Here is a 21707-nt window from a genome sequence, read left to right as displayed (position 1 = left end):
GCGCCGCTAGGAGCCCCCACCTGAGGAGTGCCCGCCCGAGGAACCACCACCGGAGGACGAGCCACCACCAGAAGACGAACCACCACCAGAAGACGAACCACCACCAGAAGACGAACCACCACCAGAAGACGAACCACCACCAGAAGACGAACCACCACCAGAAGACGAACCACCACCAGAAGACGAACCACCACCAGAAGACGAACCACCACCAGAAGACGAACCACCACCAGAAGACGAACCACCACCAGAAGACGAACCACCACCAGAAGACGAACCACCACCAGAAGACGAACCACCACCAGAAGACGAGCCCCCACCAGAAGACGAGCCCCCACTGCTGCCCCCGGACGGCGGCTCGGGAGCCTGCTGCGTGGGCGGCGGCGCGATGGTCGGCTGCGGGGCGACCGTCTCCTGGGGCGGCTGCGGGACCACGGTCTGCTGTGTCGTCGGGGCGACGGTCGTCGGGTTAACCGTCGTCGGGGCGATCGTTGTCGGCGTGATCGGCGCGGTCGTCGTCGGGGTGATCACCGTCGACGGCGCGGTGGTAGTCGGCGTGGTCGGGGTGACCATCGACGGCGCGGTGGTAGTCGGCGTGGTCGGGGTCACCGTCGACGGCGCGGTAGTAGTCGGGGTGGTCGGGGTCACCGTCGACGGCGCGGTAGTAGTCGGCGTGGTTGGAGTCACCGTCACGGTCGACGGGGTAGGCATCCCCGGCGACCAATTCGGCCAGGGCGAAATGATGATCGGGATCGGCAGCGGGATCGGAGCGGGCACCACACCCGGGGCCGGCGCCGGCACGGTCGGTGTCGCCTGCCTGGGAACTACGCCCTGCACGGTCGGAATCGTGCCGCCCTGGAACCCGGCGGTGGGCGCGTCTGGCGGTGGCGGCGGGACCGGCGCCTGCTGTTGAGTCGGCAACAGCGGCATGAACTTGCCCGGCTGCGCGTTTTGATGCCCCTCGACCGGCTCTGACGCCGCGGTCGGCCGGATCGCGACCGCCACCGCAACCGCCAGCGACGCGAACCCGATCACAGCGAACGCCACCACAGCGTTGCTGATCAGCAAAGACCGTGAACTGAGCCGCGTACCCGCGGGCGCTTCGTTGTCGTAGTCATCGGCGAATTCGTCATCGTCGGGGCCATAGTCGCCGTACTCATCCGCGCCCGTGACCGGCAGCAACTCGTTCTCGCCGGCTTGCGAATAGGCCAGCTGTTCGTCCTCGTCCTGGCCCGACGCCGTCGCGGCCAGCTCCGGGGGCAGATAGGTGGTTGCTTCGCCGGCATCGCCGCCCAAGACCTGCTGAGCCATCGTCGAACCGGCCCCGGCGGCAGCCATCGCCGCGCCGCGGGCTAGCGCGAACGTCGGGTCCTCGGGAACCTCCACACGCATGGTCGAGGCGTCACGAAACTGGTCGGCAATCACCGTGGTGTGTTCTGAGGAGCCCACCAGCAGCACCTCACCGGGCGCACCGCCCTGGTCATCGAGGTGGGCCATCAGCGTGTCGAAAGTGAATGTCGCGTCGCCTTCAACCGGCGCGGCGGCCAGCATCGTCGGCGGCGCGTCCCCTCCCCCCAGCACCGACAGGCTGGCGGTCTCCTCGCCGACCAGCAACACGGCGGAGCCGGCGTGCGCCGGGCCGAGCAGCGCGGTGACGGCCTCGGACTCCGACAGCACGGCGACATCGCGGACGCCGGAATCGTCGAGCGCCCGGCGCAGGTCCTCAGCCCTGTCCTGATCCGACCAGCACAACCGAGTGGCGACCAGGTGGTGTCCCTCGTCGGCCAGCAACTGGTTCGTGCCGACTATGGTTTCGGTCAGCACCGCGACAGGGCCTTCGGCCAGATCTACCGAGGATTGGTCGATCACGGCACTGCCTTCGGCGGCCGCCCCGACGAGCGCCAAGCGTGCGATCGGACCTGCGATCGCAACCCCCAACACGACGTCCATTTGCGGTTCTCCTTCGGCTGGCCACCCCGCAACCAGCAATGTCCGGCATCATTACACTGCGATACCGTCGGCCGTATTCGTCATTCGAGCGACAAGGTTGCCCCTGAGCGCCGCGTAACCGGATTCCCGAACGGTTCGGGAACGCTCACCACGGAACCCGTCCGCGGATCACTCGATCTCAGCCACTGCCGCGTCGTCCGAATGGAGAATATGTTCGCAATCGAACAACGCAGCGGGTCCGTCAGGGGGTTCCCCCACCGCCGGACCAAGCCGGAGCAATACGTAACCTACCTCGATCCCTGGGGGACACCGTGAGTCTGGGCAGCGACGACACGCCTACCGGCCCCATTGCGGGTGCGCAACCGCAACAAGGGCAGTCCGGACAGTTGACACCCGACCTGGCATACCGGCGAAACATGGTCCGGGACCTGACCGGTGGAGCACTGCTGGTACTGGCGGTGTTCTTCCCGTGGAACCTCTACTTCGGCTTTCGCATCCCGGGCAGCAGCAACTACGTGCTGGCGGTCACGCTGCTGTCCCTGATCGCCATCGCGGTGCCCTATGTGGGGCCCTGGCGGCTGTCTGGTACCCGATTTGCTCCCACCGCGACCAACCGGCTGCGTCTCGGGCTCAACATCCCCTATCTGCTGCTGCTGTTGGCGTTCGTCGTCTACGACATCTTCCAGACGATCCGATCCGGTGGCACCGTCAACGTGCCCGGCGGTGTCGGGCCGGGCGGCTGGCTGGGAATCGCCGGCGCGATGCTGTGCGCACAGCCGGTGAGCACCGGCCAGCCCGGCGACAACGAGAACTACGACAACTGGCTGTTCACCGCCCGAATCCTGGGCTACGCATCGATGTTCGGTGGGGCGCTCAGCTCCGGCTTCAACCTGGCCTGGCGGGTGCGGTACGCGCTGCAACCGACGAACTCGGCATCGGGCTTCGGCAGGCAGAACATCGCGGTGATCGACACGGCGCTGGTCTACGGAGTGGTCGCGCTCGTCGCGGTCCTCGTCGCATCCCGGTGGCTGCTCAAGGGCACCAGGGAATACCAGCTGCCCACCATCGCGCTCGGCGCATCGGCCATGATCGCGGGAATCATCGTGTGGGTCCTTCCCGTCGGCCGCGAGATCGACGCATTTCACGGCATCGCGCAGAACACGTCGACGGCCGGGGTCGGATACGAGGGCTACCTGGTCTGGGCGGCGGGCGCAGCGATTTTTGCGCCAATGGCGCTGGTGCGCTCCCACACTCATCCGATCGGTAGGGACATTTGGCGGGCAGCGGCCCGAAACGGGCTGCTGCTCATCGCCGTATGGTGCCTGGGGTCGGTGGTGATGAGGCTCACCGATCTGAGCACCGCGGTGATGTTGAACTTCCCCTACTCGCGATACGACACCATGACGTTGGCCGCGTTCGATCTGGTTACCGCGGTGCTGGCGTTCTGGCTTCGGATCAACCTGGTCAATCAGGCGCTACCGGCCCGGCTGATCTCGTCGCTATGCGGATTTCTGCTCACCCTGACCGTTTCTCGCGTCATCGTGGGCGTAGTGCTCGCCCCCCGGTTCGCGGCGTCACCGGACGCGCGGCCCAACCCGGTCTACGGAAACAATCTCGCCCAGCAGATCACCAGCACCTTCGACGTGACCCTGTGCGGCCTGGCGCTGGGCATCGTCGTCGCGGTCATCATCAGCGGGCGACGCTCAGCAACGCAGACCAAACAACCGGGGCGCCCGCGGCGGCGCCAGCGCGGTACCGGCCAACCCGGGCCGGCCCTCGGCGGGGCCGCCGTCCCATCGGAGGCCCAGACAACCCAATTTCGCAGCCCGGCCGAGCTCGATGCCCACGACGACGCGCCCACCACCGTTTTGTCCGGGCCGGGTCGGGCGCCGCGGATCTTCCGCTCCGGGGAATCCACCGGCCCCTTGCCACCAAAGATCTACCGGCGACCCGACGACCCGTCCTAGACCGCCGCTAACGAAGCGGCGCGAAAGCGAAGCCGCGCAAACCCTCGAGTGGCTCCACGGCGGCACGGAAACCCAGCACCTCGGCGGCTCGCGACGGATCGGCCACGATGTGTCGCACGTCGCCGCTGCGGTACTGCCCGGTGATGACCGGCGACAGTGCGTCGCCGCGCGCCTGGCACAGCGCGCTGGCCACCTGCAGGATCGAGATGGGGCGCCCGGAACAGACGTTCGCCGCCACAAAGCCGTGTCGATCCACCTCACCCAGCTGCGCCGCGGCCAGGTTCGCGGCGGCGATATCGTCGACGTGCACGAAGTCACGCATCTGACCGCCGTCCTCGAAGACCTTCGGCGGTTCGCCCTTTTCCAGTGACGAACGAAATATCGCCGCCACCCCCGAATAGGGGGTGTCGCGCGGCATCCCGGGGCCGTAGACGTTGTGATAGCGCAGCGCCACCACCGAACCCCCGGTCGACTCCGACCACGCCAGCGCGTAGTGCTCTTGTGCCGTCTTGCTGGCCGCATAGAGGCTGCGCGGCCGCAGATCGGCCTCCTCACCCACCAGCCGCCACCTGACCGGCTCCGCACACAGTGGGCAGCGGTGCTCAAACACGCCGGCATCAAGATCGCTGTGCCGCCGTGGCAACGGGTCGATCCGGCCGTGCTCGGGACAGTCGTAACGTCCCTGTCCGTACACCACCATCGAGGATGCGAGGACAAGACGACGTACGCCGGCGGCGAACATCTGTGCCAGCAATACCGTGGTGGCCAGGTCGTTGTGGCCACCGTATGCGGGCGCGTCGGCCGCATCGACCCCCGCGCCCACCATCGCCGCCTGATGACACACCAGGTCCACACCGGCCAGCAGGGGCGCCATCGCATCGGCATCCCGGACATCGACCCGATGGCACCCGGGCGGTAACACCGGATTCGGTCCGTGGGCGGCGGGCAACAATACGTCGACGCCGACAACCTCGTGGCCCGCGGCACTGAGTGCGGCGCCGACCCGGGATCCGATGAAACCGGCCGCGCCGGTCAGCAGCACCTTCATGGCAACTCGAACGGCAGCGTGACACCGGCGTGCATCAGACAGTGCGTGCACGCGCGTTCGGCGGCCACCCGCCCGATCCCGGCACGGACCAGCTTTTTGAGCATCTCGATGTTCTCCCCGAATTCGGCGAAAACGTCGGCGGCCTTGACACCCTCACCGACCGCAACGCCAGCATCCACGTCAGTCACCAAAGCGACTGCCGCGTAGCACAGTTCAAGTTCACGGGCGAGCACCGCCTCCGGGTAGCCGGTCATATTGACCAGGCTGAACCCGGCGCCGGCAAACCATCGGCTTTCCGCGCGGGTGGAAAACCGGGGGCCCTGGATCACCACCATGGTGGCGCCGTCGACCACGTCGGGCAGGTCGGTGACCGCGCTGCGCAGCGTCGGGCAGTAGGGATCGGCGAAGGCGGCATGCACACCGCCGGAGTCGAAGTACGTGTCGGCCCGCCCGCGGGTTCGATCGACCAGCTGGTCAGGCACGACGACCGTGCCCGGCCCGAGCCGAGGCTTCAGGCTGCCGACGGCGCATGGGGCGAACACTCGCCGCGCACCGAGCGCTCGCAGCGCCCACATGTTGGCCCGGTACGGCACGGTGTGCGCCGAGTACTGGTGGCTTGCTCCGTGGCGGGGCAGAAACGCGACTTCGTGCTCCCCCACCGCGCCGATCGTGATCGGGGCGCTGGGCCGGCCGTACGGGGTGTCTGGATTGACGGTTCGTATATCGGACTCAAAGAAGCTATAGAAGCCGCTACCGCCGATCACTGCGAGCATCGGCTCATTGTTGTGCATGCCCCCATGCGATCGTCAGCGCGGGCCGCGGCAGGATGCCATGGTGGCCAATATTGCGCAGTGGATCTCCGGTGCGCGTCCCCGTACCCTGCCCAACGCCGTGGCTCCGGTGGTCGCCGGCACCGGCGCCGCAGCCTGGCTGCACGCCGCCGTGTGGTGGAAAGCCCTGTTGGCACTGGTTGTCGCGGTCGCATTGACCGTTGGCGTCAACTACGCCAACGACTACTCCGACGGCATTCGCGGCACCGACGACGACCGGACCGGGCCGATGCGGTTGGTCGGCTCGCGACTGGCGACCCCGCGCTCGGTGCTGATCGCGGCCATTGTGAGCCTGATGATCGGCGCGGCCGCCGGGCTGGCCCTGGCGGTGGCCAGCGCACCGTGGCTGATTGCGGTCGGCGCCGGCTGTATCGCCGGAGCCTGGCTGTACACCGGCGGCTCCAGGCCCTACGGCTATTCGGGCCTCGGCGAGGTCGCGGTGTTCGTGTTTTTCGGCCTGGTAGCCGTGCTGGGCACCCAGTACACGCAAGCGCTGCGGGTTAATTGGGTGGGGTTGGCGCTGGCGGTGGCCACGGGCGCGCTGTCGTCAGCGGTACTGGTCGCCAACAACCTGCGCGACATTCCCACCGATGCGCAGTCGCACAAGATCACCCTGGCCGTGCGGCTGGGCGACGCGCGTACCCGCGTGCTGTATCAGGCGCTGCTGGTCACCGCCGCGGTGCTGACCCTGGCGCTGATGTTGGCGACACCGTGGTGCGCCGTGGGCCTGCTGGCGACACCGCTGGCCCTGCGTGCCGCGGCCCCGGTGCGAGCGGGCCGCGGCGGCGCCGCGCTGATCCCGGTGCTTCGCGATACCGGGCTGGCGATGATGGTGTGGGCGATCGCGATGTGGGCGGCGCTAGCGTTGGCCGCGTGACCGTGCTGCAGCGGCTTCGACTGCGCGCCGACGACGGGCGTTTTGGGCGAGTCGCCGCCATGGGAGCACACTGTGCATAACACCAACCGAGGACGGGTATGACGGAGATCGCCACCACCAGTGGGATTAGCAGCGTCGGATTGCTCAGTGTGGGGGCCTACCGGCCCACGCGTGTGGTCACCAACGACGAAATTTGCGAGAACATCGACTCTTCCGATGAATGGATCTACTCCCGTGCCGGAATCAAAACGCGCCGGTTCGCCGCTCCCGAGGAGTCGGCGGCTTCGATGGCCATTGAGGCGAGCCGGGAGGCGATTGCCAAAGCCGCGCTCACCGGGTCTGACATCGACGGTGTGATCGTCGCTACCAGCACGCACTTTCTGCAGACACCCGCCTGCGCCCCGATCGTCGCGGCAGCGTTGGGCTGCCAGAACGTTCCAGCATTCGACATCTCGGCGGGCTGTTCGGGCTTCGGGCATGCGCTCGGCATTGCGGCCGACATGATCCGGGGCGGCAGCGCCGCCACAATACTGGTGATCGGCACCGAGAAACTGTCCCCCACGGTGGACATGACCGACCGGAGCAACTGCTTCATCTTCGCCGACGGCGCCGCCTCAGTGCTGTTGGGCCACAGCCCGATTCAGGGGATTGGTCCCACAGTGTGGGGTAGTGACGGCGAACAGGCCGCGGCCATCCGGCAGGACATCGACTGGATCAGCCACGCCGAGAACCCGGCCGGTCCGCGCCCGTTCCTGCGCATGGAGGGCACCGCCGTTTTTCGCTGGGCAGCGTTCGAGATGGGCAAGGTCGGACAACAGGCGATGGACGCGGCCGGGGTCAAGCCCGACGAGATCGACGTGTTCATCCCGCACCAGGCCAACAGCCGCATCAACGAGCTGCTGACCAAGAACCTGCAGCTGCGCCCGGATGCGGTTATCGCCAATGACATCGAGCACACCGGAAATACCTCGGCGGCTTCCATACCGTTGGCAATGGCCGAGTTACTGGCCACCGGTGCGGCCAAGCCGGGCGATCTGGCGCTGCTGATCGGCTACGGCGCCGGGTTGAGCTATGCGGCGCAAGTGGTGCGCATGCCCAACAGCTAGGGGCGATTTAGCCTGCGCCGGTTTCGGAGCCCGCGCCCTCGTCCGGCGCCGCCTCACCACGCAGTCGGGCACGCAACTTCTCTCGCTCGGCGCGCCGGCGGGCACCGACCGTCGCGAGCGCGGCGGTGGCGCGCCGGCGCAGCGGAGCGAACACCCAGATGCCCAACGGCATCGCGATGATCAGACCGAATAATGCCGCCACCACGAGCGGAAATTGGCCCACCCCGGCCAGTCGGGCCACCCCATAGATGGTCGCGCTGACCACCACCGCCAGCAGCAACCGCGCGACGACGTAGACCGCTACGTCGACGACACCGCGGGTGGTCAAGGTCTGCGGACGGCCAGTGCTATTGCCGCCATCGGGTGCTTCTGACACAGCCCGAGCCTACGGCGCGGGTATATTCGCTCAAAGGAGGTGTCGAGTGCTTTACCTGCTCGTCGTCCTGGTATCGGGGACGTTGATCTACATCGGCTGGCGTGCGGCACGTTCGCAGGCGAGCCGACCGAAGACGCGCGTCATCGGGCCCGACGACGATCCGGAGTTCCTGCGAAAGCTGGGGCAAGGGGGGCAGTAGCCCGGTCAGCCGAAGCTCGGGCTGGATCGTCGCTGTTCCGGACCGAATCCCTCGGCAACCACCGCCGCCAGTTCGGCGAGGGCCTCACGGGTCTCCCGCTTCATCCGGTCCAGGACGATTTCGGCGCCCTCCTCGAGATGCGGGTCGAACGGCACCAGCCGCACCGCACGGCAACGCCGCGCGAAATGATCGATCACCTTTTGCATGTCGACCTTGCTCGAACGGGGCCGAACGGCGTTGATCACCGCAATCGAGTTGCGCACCAACTCCTCGTAGCCGTGCGCCTCGAGCCAGTCCAACGTCGCCGAGGCGCTCCGAGCCCCATCGATGGAACCCGAGCTCACCACGATCAAGATGTCGGACTTGGCCAATATCGCCGACATCGCCGAGTGCAGCAGTCCCGTGCCGCAGTCGGTGAGCACCAAGCCGTAGAACCGTTCCAAAATGTCCAGGGTGCGGGTGTAGTCGTCGGCGCTGAACGCTTCGGATGCGGCCGGATCGGTGTCCGACGCGAGGACCTCGAACCCGTTCTTGGCCTGCGATGTGTAGCCACGCACGTCGCTATAGCGCTCGATGCCTTCGGCGTCCCGGATCAGATGGCGCACCGTGGCCGGGGTCTCCAGCGGTACTTTCTGGCTCAGCGTGCCGCGGTCGGGGTTGGCGTCCACCGCCACCACACGGTCACCGCGAACCGAGGCGAAGGTGGAACCCAACGTCGCGGTGATGGTGGTCTTGCCGACACCACCCTTGAGCGAAACCAGCGCAATTCGGTAGCAGCCGCGCATGGGCCGGTTGATCTGGGCAACCAGGTTGTTGTAGCGGGTGGCCCGCGGGCTCTCCCCCAGGTTGATCAACTGACCAGAGAGCACATAGACCAGCCGGCGCCAGCCTTCGGTCGGCGGAGACTTGACCGGCCGCAGCAGCATGCTGGTGGACAACTCCGGATACGGGGTTTGCGGCACCGATTCGGGACGGTATTGGGGCTCGGCGGGGGGCTCGGGCGGACCATTGTAGTAGGCGCCGTACGCGGTCGGGTCCACCCGCGGGAGACCGGCGACCGGTCCGGTATCCGGTCCGGATTCCCACTGCGCGACGTCGGGGGCCTCTGCGCCCTCCCCGCGTGCGACCGACCGGCGCTCAGTGCGAAATCCGGCGAAGGCTCTGGTCGGGGCGTCGCTGCCGCCCGCAACCGGCGGTTCACCCAGCTGAGGCGGCTGGTGCGGCACCGGCGGCAGCTGAATGGTCGGATGGTCCTTGCCGCCTTCGCCCTGGTAGGCATTGGACGCCCCCACGCCCGCGCTCGGATGGTCTGACACGTCCACTCCCCCTTGCTTGCCGTCGCGGGTCGGTTGGGCTCGAACGTCTAGCCCACGCCCGCGTAGGAATGCAGGCCGATCGTCACCAGGTTAACGAAGAACAGGTTGAAGACCATCGCGACAAATCCGGCGACATTGATCCAGGCCGCTTTGCGATCCCGCCAGCCGGCCGTCGACCTGGCGTGCAGGTAGGCCGCGTACACCACCCAGGCGACGAACGACACCGTCTCCTTGGGGTCCCAGCCCCAGTACCGGCCCCAGGCTTGTTCGGCCCAGATGGCACCGAAGATCACCCCGAACCCGAACACTGGGAAAGCGAAGATCGTGGTTCGGTAGGCGATCCGGTCCAGGGTCTGGGCGTCGGGGAGTCGTTGCACCAGGCGGGCCAACGCGCTCTCGGCGGGTTGACTGTCCGGTGCGCCGAGTCGCGAGGTGCGCAGCAAAAACAGGATGCTGGAGATCCCGGCGACCAGGAAAACCCCGGAGCCCAGGCTGACCACCGACACGTGGATCGGCAGCCAGTAGGACTGCAGCGCGGGCATCACCGGGGCGGCATTCGTATAGAGCCAGCGCCCGGACACCGTGAGCAGGATGAGCACCGGCAGCAGCAGAAAGACCCACAGTGATCGGTATTGCGGACGGCGCAACACGACCGCGCCGGCGATCAGCCCGGACATGCAGGTCAAGTTGATGAACTCGTACATGTTGCCCCAGGGCACCCGCATGGTGGCCAGGCCGCGCAACACGATGCAGGCCAGCAACAGCCCGATGCCCAGGTAGACCACGGCCAGTCCGGCCCGCCCGACGCGCTCGTCCAACGGCCGTCGTGGGCCGTCCAGCACGATTCCGGGCGTCGTGGCGTCGCTGGCAACCGATCCGGCCAGCACCAGTTCTCGTTCGTCGACTTTGCGGCCGCGGACGTAGGCCAGTTCGAAGGCGAGCAGCAGCAGTGCGACCACCAGCGCGACCACCGCTGAGGTGAATGCCCAGTCCGAATACCTGGCCAGGTCGATGTTGATGTTCGCGGTGTTCATGTGACGTCCACCTGGGAGCTCCTTATGGCGGCCGCTGCGGCCGAATCGGGCGTGCCGGGCTCGCCGAGCCCGGCCAACAATCTCTCGGTCAGCCGCTCGAACTCGTCACCCCATCCGGAGTTATCGGTGCGCGCCAGGCCGCCCAGCTCGACGTTCACCGTACCTGGCGCGTCGTTTTCCGGCGTAAGTCGAGCCCACACCCGGCGGCGGCGAACCAGCAGCGACACCACCAGGCCGGCCATCATCGTGATGGCGAAAACCAGCACCCAGGTTTGACCGGGGTCATGGGATACCTGCAGGTTGACGAACGGCACCGCGCCGTCGAAGCGGACGATGGTGCCCGCGGCCGGACCCGCATCGATGCGGACCTGCTGGCCGACGCGCAGGTTGACTCGTTTTTCCTTCACCAGCCTGCCCTGCTCGATGAGCCGGGGATCGAGGCTGAACAACGACTGTGGCCGTCCGGTGTCCAGCCCGGTGTCGCCGCGGTAGACGTCGATGGCCACCGCGGGGGCATTCAGCGCCGGGAATCGTGACGACAACAACGTCCCATCGAGCTGTTCGGTCGGGGCAAGCAGACCCTGGATGGCGATTTCGTGCTGCCGACGCTCGGCGGCGGTGGGATAGCTGCCCGCCGGTGGGTCGATGCGCGCCACCCCCGAGGAGAGCAGCGTCTGCGGGTTGTCGGGCCGCCATTGCACGGTCGTCGTGCGGGTCTGTCCGTCCGGGAACGTCACCGTGAAGGTGGGGGCGTAGCCGTGGCCCTGCAGGTACACCCGGTCACCGCCGGCCCGCAGCGGGTGGTTGACCGCCAGCCGGTAGGGCCGCCAGGTGTTTGCGCTCAGGTCATTGCCGGTTTGATAGGCGATGTCCGCGGCGAACGAGGTGGCTTGCCCGGAAGCCAGGTAGTGGGCCGCGAAATCGTTGACCCTGATGCAGATCGGGTGCAGCGACGTGCCGTCGACGGTATTGCCGGCGCGGAACGAGTCGAAGGCGGCCGGGGATGCCGAGCAGAAGCCCGGTCCGCCGTCGGCGATCACGATCACGTTGCCCTCGTAGCCGAACAGCTTGCCGACGGCGACGGCGACCAGCAGACCCAGCAGGGAGAAGTGGAAGACCAGGTTGCCGAATTCGCGCAGGTAACCCTTTTCGGCGGACACCTCGACGGTGGTGCCGGAGCGGCGGATGGCGATGCGCCAGCCCCGTAACCGGCCGACGATGGTGGCGGCCAGCGGCTCGGGCTCCCCCGCGACCTGGGAGCCGGCGTGTTTGGGCAGCCGCGCCAGGTTGCGCGGTGCGGCCAACGGGGTGGCTCGCAGGCTACGCGCGTGCTCAATCATCCGCGGGGTCAGACAGCCGACCAGGGAGACGAACAGCAACACGTAGATGGCGGTGAACCAGAAGCTGGAGAACACGTCGAAGGCCTGCAGCTTGTTCAACCACGGGCCGATCAGCGGATGGGCTTTGAGGTAGTCGTCGACCTTGCCGGCGTTGAGGCTGCGCTGCGGCACCAGCGCCCCGGGTATCGCGCCCAATGCGAGCAGGAACAACAGCACCAGCGCGGTGCCCATCGAGGTCAGGGACCGCCAGGTGTTGCGTGCCTTCTGGCCGAGCAGACGCAGAATCGCACCAAAACGTGCCGTTTTGGGTGATTCTGCGTCTGCTCGCGCGCTCAAATCGGCAACCTCACGTCGGACACGAAGGCGTCGCGCAGCCAGGAGACCACGTCGTTCCACACCCCGGTGACCAGCGCCAGGCCGACGGCGATCAACAACACGCCGCCGAAGATCTGGATGGCCCTGGTGTGGCGGCGCAGCCAGCCCAGGCCCGCAACCGCCCCCGCCGAACCCCACGCCAGCAGCACAAACGGAATGCCCAACCCCAGGCAGTAGGCGATCACCAGAACGATTCCGCGGGCCACGCTGGCGCCGTCGGTCGCGGAAGCAACCGTGATCACCCCGGTCAGCGTCGGCCCCAGACAAGGCGTCCACCCCAGCGCGAACACCGCGCCGAGCAGCGGCGCTCCCGCCACCGTCGTCACCTGACGCGGACTGAACCGCGCCTGGCGCTGCAGCGCGGGGATCAGTCCCACGAACACCAGTCCCATGATGATGGTCAGCACGCCACCGGTCCGCTGCAGCACCAGCTGGTTGCTGATCAGGGTGGTGGTCATGCCCAACACCGCAACGGTGCCCAGCACGAAAACGGTGGTGAACCCGGCCACGAACAGCAAGGCCGAGCCGGCCACCCGCCACCGGACCCCGGCGGGCGCCTTGACCCCGACGCCGGCGGCCCGACCATCGCCGGACCCATCCACACCGACCACCGCGGCCAGATACGACAGGTAGCCCGGCACCAGCGGCACCACGCACGGGGAAGCGAACGAAACCAGTCCGGCCAGCACACACAACCCGAGGGCCACCAGCAGCGGGCCCGCGGCGGCAACCTCAGCGAACCCGGTCATTGCGGTCCGGGCGGCGTCGAACCCGCCGCCGGTTCTTGGGCCAACCGTTGCACCACCGGCTGCAGATCCTCGGCCAGCAGTTCACGCAGGAAGACCGCCGCGACCCGGTGCTGGCGGTCCAGCACCAAGGTGGACGGGATGACGGTGGTGGGGTACTTGCCGCCGAAGGCGATAAGCGTGCGCATGGCCGGATCGTAGATCGACGGGAACGTCACATGACGGTCGCGGACGAAGTCTTGGGCCGCGGCCCGGCTGTTGTCGCGCACGTCGATGCCCAGGAATGACACCCCGGCGGCCCGGGTGGCGTCATAGACCTGCTGCAGCTGGGTGATCTCGGCCCGGCACGGCCCACACCATTGGCCCCACACGTTGACCACCACGACCCGACCGGCGAAATCGTCGAGGGAGAGCGTGCGATCCGGGTCGATCAGGTCCGGCCCCGACAGCGGCCCGGGGTGGCCTCGACTGGCCGGCGGGTCGTAGAAGATGTCGGTCTTGCCGCCGGGGGAAACGAATTCGAATGTGCCGCCCTGCACCACCGCGTCCCGGCCGGAACAACCGGTCAGCAGTGCCGCCAGCACCGCCGCGGCAATCACCAGCCGGCGCATCGTCAAGCGCCTGCCGGCTCGGAGTACACCACGTCGACCAGCCGGTCACCGTCATAAACCAGGGAGGTCACCGATGCCAGCGAACAGTCTCGGCGCCTCGGGTCATGCCACAGTCGCCTACCGGTCAGATGCAACCGCAGCGTCCAGACCGGCAGCTGGTGGCTGACGCAGACCGCCTCGTGCCCGGCGGCACGAGCGCGCACCTTGTCCACCGCGGTCGCCATCCGCTGCGCGATCTCGAGGTAGGGCTCGCCCCAGGACGGGGTGAACGGGTTGCGCAGCTGCCACCACACCCGCGGGTCACGCCAGGCGCCGTCCCCGGGGCCGACACGGCGGCCCTCGAAAAAGTTCGCCGATTCGATCAGGTCGGGATCGGTGTCGATCGCCAGTTCGTGCGCGGCGGCTATCGGCGCGGCGGTCTCCTGCGCACGCTGCAGTGGAGATGCGACAACGGCGACAACATCGCGGTCAGCCAGGTATTCGGCCACCGCGGCCGCCTGCGCCGCGCCGGTCTCGGACAGGCGGTACCCAGGCAGCCGACCGTAGAGAACCCCGGTGGGGTTGTGCACCTCACCATGGCGCACGACGTGGACTCGAGTCTGTTCAGCCATCAGGGTCTGCTCTCCGGGGTGGCGTTGGCGGCCGCCCGCGCTGCGGCGGGCAACGCGTCAGCGATCCGCTCGAACGCGGTGTCATCAAGGGCGGCCGAGACGAACCACGCCTCTAATGCACTGCACGGCGGGTAGACGCCCGCATCCAGCAGGGCATGAAAGAACGGAGCGAAACGCCACGTCTGACTATTGCGCGCGGAGGCGAAATCGGTGACCGGCGTCTCGCTGAAGAACACGCTGAGCATGTTGCCCGCGCGCGGAATCTGATGCGCCACAACGGCATCTGTCAACGCCCCGGCCAGCAGCCGGGCCAGCCGATCGGCGTTGGTATCCAGTGCGGCATAGACACCGTCATCGGCCGCGCGCAGGGTCGCCAGTCCGGCCGCCATCGCCACCGGATTGCCCGACAAGGTGCCGGCTTGGTAAACGGGCCCCAATGGCGCCAAGCGCTCCATGACCTCGGCCCGTCCGCCGAATGCGGCCGCGGGCAGCCCGCCGCTCATCACCTTGCCGAAGGTGAACAGGTCGGCGTCGACCGAATCGATTCCATACCAACCGCTGCGGCTGACCCGGAATCCGGTCATCACCTCGTCGACGATCAGCAGCGCACCGTGTTCGGCGGTGACCGCACGCAACGCCGCGTTATAGCCGCGCCCGGGTGGGACCACCCCCATGTTGCCCGGGCTGGCCTCGGTGATCACCGCGGCGATCTGTTCCCCGTGCTGTGCGAACGTCTGCCGCACGGCCTCGATGTCGTTGTAGGGCAACACGATGGTGTCGGCCGCCGCGGCGCCGGTGACCCCCGGCGACGACGGCAGGCCCAGGGTGGCCACGCCCGAACCCGCGTCGGCCAGCAGCGCGTCCACGTGCCCGTGGTAGCAGCCGGAGAACTTGATGATCTTGGACCTGCCGGTGAACCCACGCGCCAGCCGCACGGCGCTCATGGTGGCCTCGGTACCGGAGTTGACCAGGCGCAGCCGCTCGACCGGTGCCACCCGCCCGATCATTTCGGCGGCCAGCTCGGTCTCAGTGGGCGTCGGCGCCCCGAACGACAATCCGTTGGTGGCGGCCCGGGAAACCGCCTCGACCACGGCGGGGTGCGCATGACCGAGAATCATCGGGCCCCACGAGCACACCAGGTCTGCGTAGCGATTCCCATCCGCGTCGGTAAGCCAACAGCCGTGCGCTTCGGTGATGAACCGCGGGGTGCCGCCGACGGCGGTAAACGCCCGCACCGGGGAGTTCACCCCACCCGGGATAACCGCGCACGCGTCGGTAAACAGCTGCGCCGACCTGCGCACGCTGGTGACCGCCTGGTCAGTGCTGCCCATGGCAACCAGTGTCCCAGCCTCGCCGACCGGTTCAACTACAGGGTGTAAGATTTGCCGCTGCCTCGTAAGCTCGCTACCCGCGCTCGGCCGCGCCCGCCAGGTCCGGTGGCTGCCTGGTCAAGCCGCGGGTGAGCCACAGCAGATAGAGAAAGCCGATGGCGGCCCAGGATAATCCGACGATCAACGCGTCGGATGCCAGGTGGGCAAGCAGGTAGATATCGACGGCGGCGCCGATCACCGGGAGCACCAGATAGCGCCATCGGGGCAACCCGGCCCCGCGCTCCCGCACGAAGTACACCACCACCGACACGTTGACCAGCGTGAAGGCCGTGAACGCACCAAAGTTGATGAATGACGTCGACGTTGCGACGCTGAGCAGGATCGCGGCCATGCCCACCGCGCCAGTCAGCACGATGTTGAACATCGGGGTGTGAAACTTCGCGGAGACCACGCCGAACACCCGCCTGGGCAGGACGCCGTCGCGACCCATCGCATAGAGCAGGCGCGAGACCGCCGCCTGCGCGGCAAGCCCGGAGGTGAATTGGCCGATGATCAAGGCGGCCAGGAAGACCGCCGCGAACAGATTGCCGCCGATGGTCCTGGCGACACCCTCGGAAAGCGAATCGGCATCGGGAAACGAACTGCCCGGGGCCACCAGGCTGACAACGTAGGCGACGGTGACGAAGATGGCCCCGCCGATCAGCGCGATCAGCACAATGGCCCGCGGGATGGTGCGCTCGGCATCGTGGGTCTCCTCGGTCAGCGTGCTGACAGCGTCGAAACCCAGAAATGAGTAGGCGGCCACCGCCGCTCCCGCGGTGATCGCCGTAAACCCTCCGTTGCCGGTGAACGGGGTCAGTGAAAGCAGTGACCGCGAGTCACCAACCAGATACCCAATCGTCAGCGCCACGAAGAAGGCCAGGATCAGCAGTTGAAACGTCATCAGGATGAAGTTCGCCCGGTCGGCGACTTTGAGCCCGATGAGGTTAAGCACGGTGGTCAGGGCGGCAAAGCCCACGATCCATGTCCAAAACGGCACGGCGGGAAACCGGTCTTGCAAATAGGAGCCGCCGATCAGCCAGATCACCAACGGCCAAAAACAGGTAGTCCAACAGGACCGTCCAGCCGACCATGAAGCCCACCCGGGCGTCCAGCACCTTGCGCACGTAGGTGTAGGCCGAGCCGGCGACCGGAAAGTGCCGTGCCATCACCCCGTAGCTCTGCGCGGTGAACAGCATCGCGACGGTGGCCAGCAGGTAGGACCCGGCGCTGGCGCCCTTCGATCGTTCGGCGATCACCCCGAAGATGCCCAGCACGATGATCGGCGTCATATACGCGAGACCGAACAGCACGGCCGACCGCTGCCCCAGCGCCTTCTGCAGCTCGGAGCGAGCCCCGGTGGTCACCGCCATCCCCACGCCGCCGTGTGCGCCTCGTCGATCCGACTCACACGGCCCACCTGCACCAAGCCAGGCTAATCGCGATCTCATCCGGGCGACTGAATCTATCCACACCCGGACGTTCATCCACAACCGGCCGCTTTGGCGTGGTGGCTACCAGTGCGGACGATCTAGCATTCGAATATGTGTTCGATTACCGGACTTCTGGACGCCCTCGATGCCGCCGTGGCGGCGATCGGCGAAGCCAACCTCGAGGGTCTGCAGCCTGTCGAGCGGCTGCGCATGCTGGCGCGGCTGGAAACCGCTCGACGGCTGCAGGCGGTGATCAGCCACGACGTGATCGCCGGCCTATACACCGAGGATCCCGCCGCCATCGGTGGGCCGGTGACCAAGGTCGTCGCCGACTGGCTACGCATCACCCCCGCTGACGCCCGTGGCCGGCTGCGTGATGCTCAACAACTGTCTGCCCGGACCACCCTGACCGGGCAGGTGCTGCCCCCGAAACTGCCCGCCACCGCGCGGGCCTGGCGCGACGGTCAGCTCGATGGCCAGCACCTGCACGTCATTGCGACCTTCGTGCGCGATCTACCGCAGGACACCGCGCCGCAAATCGTTGCGGGCGCCGAGAAGCTGCTGGCCCACCAGGCCCTGCAACTGCGTCCCGACCAACTGGAAAAGGCGGCACACCGCTGCGCCCTGCTGATCAACCCAGACGGCAGGTTCTCCGATGCCGACCGGGCACGTCAGCGTGGCTTCACCTGGTGCGCCCAACGCCGCGACGGCATGAGCATCGGGAAACTGATCGCCACCCCGGAACTGCGCGCCAACCTCGACGCCTGGCTGGCGCGCTTCGCCGCTCCCGGCATGTGCAACCCCGACAACCAAAACCCCTGTATCACTGGCGAACCCACCGAAGACGCCACCACCACCGACGCCCGCCGCCCCGCCCAACGCCAACACGACGCCCTCAACGCGCTGGTGCGCGGCCAACTCGGTGACCCGGCCCTGGGCACTCACAACGGGCTGCCGGTGACCGTCATCGTCTCCACCACCCTGCAAGAACTCACCGCGGCCACCGGCCGCGCCGTCACCGGCGGAGGGACCCTGCTACCCATGCGCGATGTCATCCGCATGGCCCGGCACGCCTACCACTATCTGGCCGTTTTCGACGAGCACTCCAACCGGCCCCTCTATCTGGGGCGCACCCGGCGCGTCGCCTCGCCCGACCAGCGCGTGGTCCTCTACGCCGCCGAGCGCGGCTGCACCCACCCCGGCTGCGACGCACCGGGCTACTGGTGCGAAGTCCACCACCTCACCGACTGGGCCGCCGGGGGCCCGACCGACGTCGACAACCTCACCTTCGCCTGCACGCCGCACCACAGGCTTGCCGGAAAGAGCTGGCAGACAACAAAGCTCCCCAACAGCCGCACCGCATGGCTCCCGCCACCCCAACTTCGTCGCGGCGCCCGCACCAACGTCTACCACCATCCCGAACGCCTCTTGGACGACCGGGCGGCACCGGATTGACGGCCGCGATCACTTCTGGGATTGGCCGGCGCGGCCGTTGCCTGCGTGCAGTATGGGTATCACGCTGGCCATCAGTGGTCCATTGGGCGAGGACGTGAGGTTATGAGCGAGCAGGAAGTGGTGGTTTATTGGCGGCCTGGCTGTCCGTTCTGTTGGCGCCTGCGCCGCGGGCTCCGCCGGCGCGGGCTACCGACCCGAGAGATCAACATCTGGACGGATCCGATGCGGCCGCGGCGGTTCGCTCAGTCGCAGACGGCAACGAGACGGTGCCGACCGTGGTGGTCGGCGACGTGGCGATGGTCAACCCGACGGCCGGCCAAGTCATCGACGCGGTGCGCACCCAGGCACCGGAACTCCTGGAACAACGCAACACCAGCAGGGGCTGGTTTTCCCGACGCTAACGCTTGCCGCCAAGCTAGCCGGCCACCCGAGACACCAGGCCGGTCGCCTCACCCTCGGGTTCACCTTCGACATCCACGCCGTTCCAGAACGCGACATGATTCTTGATGCGACGGGCCAGCGGGCTGGGACGCGGATAGAACCAGGCGGCGTCGGGATTCGTACGGCCGTCGACCACGACGGTGTAGTAGTGGGCCACGCCCTTCCAGGGGCACAGCGAAGTGGTCGAGCTTTCCCGCAAGTACTCCCGATGCACCGATTCGGGCGGGAAATAGTGATTGCCCTCCACCCTTGCCGTCCGGGGCGTTTCTGCCAGCACGGTTCCGTTCCACACGGCGCGGATCATTGGCCCACCTCCTCGACACTTCTGTCTGATCGATAGTCCACCCGTTCGCGTGCGCAGTGGGCGAATTGCCGCGAGTAATGCCCATGACCTTGAGATCAGCCCTGCGCAACGAGTTGGATGGTGACATGCAATTCCCCGAACGCCTCGCGCGATTCGACCCAGGGCAAATGAGAGCGCCGTGCTACTGACCCGGACTCCTTGAGACCCGGGTGATGAGGATCGTCGCGATCCTGGAGCGGCCGGTCCGGTTACTCGGTGGACCCGCCAACGCGGTCGTCAACTTCAGCCAGCACACGGTCTCGCTCGTCGCCGTGGTCAGCGACGTGATCCGGCACGGAAAACCGTTGACGGGGGTGGCTTTCAACTCGATTGGGCGATTCGCCCAAAGCGGGATCCTGCGCGACCGAATGATCCCCCGCGTGCTCGCGGCGCCCGAAGATGCACTGCTGGACCAGCGCGGACACCTCGACCCGGCCGCTGTGCTGCGGCATGCGCTTTGCGACGAGAAGCCCGGCGGACATGGGGACCGGGCCGGCGCGGCCGCCGCCGTGGAACTGGCGTGCTGGGATCTGGCCGCCAAGCTCAATGACGAGCCCGCATACGCGACCATCGCGCGCCACTTCGGACGGGATCCAGCCCCGCTGGTCTCGGTGTATGCCGCCGGCGGCTACTACTACCCGGGCGGCGGCCTGGACGCCCTGCGCGATGAGATGCGCCGCTATCTGGATCTGGGCTATGACGCGGTCAAGATGAAGATTGGCGGCGTGGCGCAGCGCGACGACCTGGCGCGCATCGAGGCGGTCATCGACGTCGTGGGCGCAGATCGGGTGGCGGTGGACGCGAACGGCAGGTTCGACCGGGCCGCCGCGACGCGCTGGGCCGCGACGTTGGCCCCCTACGGACTGCGCTGGTACGAAGAGCCCGGTGACCCATTGGATTTCGAGCTGAACCGTGCGGTGATCGGCTGCTACGCGGGCACCGTTGCCACCGGCGAAAACCTGTTCTCGGTACCCGACGTAACCAATCTGGTCCGCTATGGCGGCATGCGCGCGGGCCGTGACATCTTTCAGATGGACGCCGGCCTGAGCTACGGGTTGGGCGAGTACGTGCGGATGCTCGAGTTGATCGAGGCGCACGGGTTCGACCGCCGCTGCGCATACCCGCACGGCGGACACATGATTAACCTGCACATCGCCGCGGGCCTCGGATTGGGCGGATGCGAGTCCTATCCGGGGGTGTTCCAGCCCTTCGGCGGCTATTGCGATGGCTGCGTGTTGCGCGACGGGCAGATCGTGCCCACGGATGCGCCGGGGTTCGGGCTCGAACGCAAACCCGGCCTTGGCGAGCTGATCAGCGAACTGACGAGGTAGCCCCGGGAGAGTGCGTTGAAGATTGCGATAATCGGCTGCGGTGCAATGGGTTCCATCTACGCCGCCAGACTCGCCGGAGCGGGCAACGACGTCGCGGTGATCGACCGTCACCAACCCAACGTCGACCAGATCACCCGAACCGGTCTGCTGGTCAGCGGCCCCGCCACTGACCAGCTGGTGTCGCTGCGAGCAGCCACTACTGCGCCCACCGAGGTGATGGACCTGGTGGTGCTTGCCGTCAAGGCCGCGGACGTGGCGACGGGCGCACGGCAAGCGCTGTGCATGCTTGGCGCCGACACACCAGTGTTGACCATTCAAAACGGTCTCGGTTCGGCCGAGACGGTCGCCGACATCGTCGGCGAGCGGCGGGTCGCGGTTGGGATCGCAAGCGGATTCGGCGCGGCCCGGCTCGCGCCCGGGCACGTGCACCATAACGCGATGAAAGCGATGCGCTTCGGCGCCTATTCGTCGCTGCCGCACGAGACCGTCGAGCGCATTGCCCACGCCTGGACCGAGGCGGGCTTCGACGCCGCGGCCGTCACCGATATCGCCGCGATGCAGTGGGAAAAGCTGATCTGCAATGCCGCCTACAGCGCGCCATGCGCATTGACCGGGATGACCGTGGGCCAGGTGCTCGATGACCTGGAGATGGGCCCGGTCAGCCGTGCGGCGGCAAGGGAAGCGTGGGCAGTGGCGCGGGCATCAGGGATCGCGGTTGCCTTCACCGACCCCGTCGCACACGCGCGCGCCTTCGGCGCCGCAATGCCCAACGCAAAACCGTCGGCGCTGCTCGACCACGAGGCGCGCCGGGCCAGCGAGATAAACGTGATCAACGGCGCGGTCGGTCGCCACGGCGCCCGGGTCGGGGTGCCGACACCGGTGAACACGACACTGACAGCGTTGGTCAAGTCGATCGAACGACAATGGAGCGCAGTGAATTCGGATTAG

At 67.5% G+C, this 21707-nt stretch carries 22 protein-coding genes; 8 read left to right on the top strand and 14 right to left on the bottom strand.

Features of this window, described 5'->3' with window-relative positions:
- Window positions 1–6 precede the first annotated feature (6 nt).
- Complete coding sequence (locus G6N41_RS11875) at window positions 7–1950, bottom strand: hypothetical protein (RefSeq protein ID WP_198967453.1); 1944 nt, start codon at window positions 1948–1950, stop codon at window positions 7–9.
- Window positions 1951–2261: 311 nt separating this feature from the next.
- Here G6N41_RS11875 and G6N41_RS11870 point away from each other — a divergent pair, with 311 nt between their 5' ends.
- On the top strand, window positions 2262–3917 hold the full coding sequence (locus tag G6N41_RS11870; protein ID WP_198967452.1) for a DUF7937 domain-containing protein: 1656 nt from the start codon (window positions 2262–2264) through the stop codon (window positions 3915–3917).
- 7 nt (window positions 3918–3924) lie between these two features.
- Here the strand turns inward: G6N41_RS11870 and G6N41_RS11865 are convergent, their stop codons facing one another.
- Together G6N41_RS11865 and G6N41_RS11860 are read right to left on the bottom strand one after the other, a co-directional pair.
- Complete coding sequence (locus G6N41_RS11865; RefSeq protein ID WP_198967451.1) at window positions 3925–4965, bottom strand: NAD-dependent epimerase/dehydratase family protein; 1041 nt, start codon at window positions 4963–4965, stop codon at window positions 3925–3927.
- Window positions 4962–5738 (bottom strand): S-methyl-5'-thioadenosine phosphorylase, encoded by a 777-nt coding sequence (locus G6N41_RS11860; protein ID WP_231608940.1) that lies wholly within the window; start codon window positions 5736–5738, stop codon window positions 4962–4964. Before G6N41_RS11860 ends, G6N41_RS11865 begins: the two co-directional genes overlap by 4 nt.
- 61 nt (window positions 5739–5799) lie before the next feature.
- On the opposite strand from G6N41_RS11860, the gene G6N41_RS11855 reads away from it, so the two are divergent.
- Window positions 5800–6672 (top strand): 1,4-dihydroxy-2-naphthoate polyprenyltransferase, encoded by an 873-nt coding sequence (locus tag G6N41_RS11855; RefSeq protein ID WP_198967449.1) that lies wholly within the window; start codon window positions 5800–5802, stop codon window positions 6670–6672.
- Window positions 6673–6770: 98 nt separating this feature from the next.
- Window positions 6771–7778, top strand: a complete 1008-nt coding sequence (locus G6N41_RS11850; protein WP_198967448.1) for a beta-ketoacyl-ACP synthase III — start codon at window positions 6771–6773, stop codon at window positions 7776–7778.
- Between the two features lie 7 nt (window positions 7779–7785).
- On the opposite strand, the gene G6N41_RS11845 is transcribed toward G6N41_RS11850, so the two are convergent.
- Entirely contained in the window at window positions 7786–8154 is a 369-nt protein-coding gene (locus tag G6N41_RS11845) for a DUF4229 domain-containing protein (protein ID WP_407663749.1), read from the bottom strand.
- A 46-nt stretch (window positions 8155–8200) separates the two neighbouring features.
- Here G6N41_RS11845 and G6N41_RS11840 point away from each other — a divergent pair, with 46 nt between their 5' ends.
- Window positions 8201–8353, top strand: a complete 153-nt coding sequence (locus G6N41_RS11840) for a hypothetical protein (RefSeq protein WP_198967447.1) — start codon at window positions 8201–8203, stop codon at window positions 8351–8353.
- Window positions 8354–8358: 5 nt separating this feature from the next.
- Here G6N41_RS11840 and G6N41_RS11835 read toward each other — a convergent pair whose 3' ends face one another.
- From G6N41_RS11835 to G6N41_RS29550, 9 genes are all read right to left on the bottom strand, one after another.
- Window positions 8359–9675 (bottom strand): MinD/ParA family ATP-binding protein, encoded by a 1317-nt coding sequence (locus G6N41_RS11835; RefSeq protein WP_198967446.1) that lies wholly within the window; start codon window positions 9673–9675, stop codon window positions 8359–8361.
- Window positions 9676–9716: 41 nt separating this feature from the next.
- On the bottom strand, window positions 9717–10703 hold the full coding sequence (ccsB, locus tag G6N41_RS11830) for a c-type cytochrome biogenesis protein CcsB (RefSeq protein ID WP_198967445.1): 987 nt from the start codon (window positions 10701–10703) through the stop codon (window positions 9717–9719).
- Window positions 10700–12274 (bottom strand): cytochrome c biogenesis protein ResB, encoded by a 1575-nt coding sequence (locus G6N41_RS11825; protein WP_198967838.1) that lies wholly within the window; start codon window positions 12272–12274, stop codon window positions 10700–10702. The genes ccsB and G6N41_RS11825 overlap by 4 nt, the downstream gene beginning before the upstream one ends.
- Before the next feature lie 101 nt (window positions 12275–12375).
- Entirely contained in the window at window positions 12376–13167 is a 792-nt protein-coding gene (locus G6N41_RS11820; RefSeq protein ID WP_020731808.1) for a cytochrome c biogenesis CcdA family protein, read from the bottom strand.
- Window positions 13164–13775 carry a TlpA disulfide reductase family protein gene (locus G6N41_RS11815; protein ID WP_012392801.1) on the bottom strand — a complete coding sequence of 204 codons (612 nt, stop codon included), beginning with the start codon at window positions 13773–13775 and terminating at the stop codon, window positions 13164–13166. Before G6N41_RS11815 ends, G6N41_RS11820 begins: the two co-directional genes overlap by 4 nt.
- 2 nt (window positions 13776–13777) lie before the next feature.
- A complete protein-coding gene (locus G6N41_RS11810) occupies window positions 13778–14386 on the bottom strand; it encodes a histidine phosphatase family protein (protein ID WP_011738915.1) in 609 nt (202 codons plus the stop codon).
- A complete protein-coding gene (gene hemL, locus G6N41_RS11805; protein WP_198967444.1) occupies window positions 14386–15717 on the bottom strand; it encodes a glutamate-1-semialdehyde 2,1-aminomutase in 1332 nt (443 codons plus the stop codon). Before hemL ends, G6N41_RS11810 begins: the two co-directional genes overlap by 1 nt.
- Before the next feature lie 73 nt (window positions 15718–15790).
- Window positions 15791–16804, bottom strand: a complete 1014-nt coding sequence (locus G6N41_RS11800; RefSeq protein ID WP_336282327.1) for an APC family permease — start codon at window positions 16802–16804, stop codon at window positions 15791–15793.
- Window positions 16704–17129 (bottom strand): APC family permease, encoded by a 426-nt coding sequence (locus G6N41_RS29550; protein WP_259593941.1) that lies wholly within the window; start codon window positions 17127–17129, stop codon window positions 16704–16706. The genes G6N41_RS11800 and G6N41_RS29550 overlap by 101 nt, the downstream gene beginning before the upstream one ends.
- A 171-nt stretch (window positions 17130–17300) precedes the next feature.
- On the opposite strand from G6N41_RS29550, the gene G6N41_RS11795 reads away from it, so the two are divergent.
- Window positions 17301–18644 carry an HNH endonuclease signature motif containing protein gene (locus tag G6N41_RS11795; protein ID WP_198967443.1) on the top strand — a complete coding sequence of 448 codons (1344 nt, stop codon included), beginning with the start codon at window positions 17301–17303 and terminating at the stop codon, window positions 18642–18644.
- Between the two features lie 102 nt (window positions 18645–18746).
- Entirely contained in the window at window positions 18747–19151 is a 405-nt protein-coding gene (locus G6N41_RS11790; protein WP_407663748.1) for a glutaredoxin domain-containing protein, read from the top strand.
- Here G6N41_RS11790 and G6N41_RS11785 read toward each other — a convergent pair.
- Window positions 19060–19389, bottom strand: a complete 330-nt coding sequence (locus G6N41_RS11785) for a DUF427 domain-containing protein (RefSeq protein ID WP_198967442.1) — start codon at window positions 19387–19389, stop codon at window positions 19060–19062. The genes G6N41_RS11790 and G6N41_RS11785 overlap by 92 nt on opposite strands.
- 212 nt (window positions 19390–19601) lie before the next feature.
- Between G6N41_RS11785 and G6N41_RS11780 the strand changes: the two genes are divergently transcribed.
- Window positions 19602–20759: an enolase C-terminal domain-like protein gene (locus tag G6N41_RS11780; RefSeq protein WP_036457252.1), complete on the top strand. Its 1158-nt coding sequence runs from the start codon at window positions 19602–19604 to the stop codon at window positions 20757–20759.
- Between the two features lie 15 nt (window positions 20760–20774).
- Window positions 20775–21707 carry a ketopantoate reductase family protein gene (locus tag G6N41_RS11775; protein WP_198967441.1) on the top strand — a complete coding sequence of 311 codons (933 nt, stop codon included), beginning with the start codon at window positions 20775–20777 and terminating at the stop codon, window positions 21705–21707.

Source organism: Mycobacterium shottsii (assembly GCF_010728525.1).
Taxonomy (GTDB): Bacteria; Actinomycetota; Actinomycetes; order Mycobacteriales; family Mycobacteriaceae; genus Mycobacterium; species Mycobacterium marinum.
Note: the sequence above shows the minus strand (reverse complement) of the source record. Positions and strands in the feature narration are given on the sequence as shown.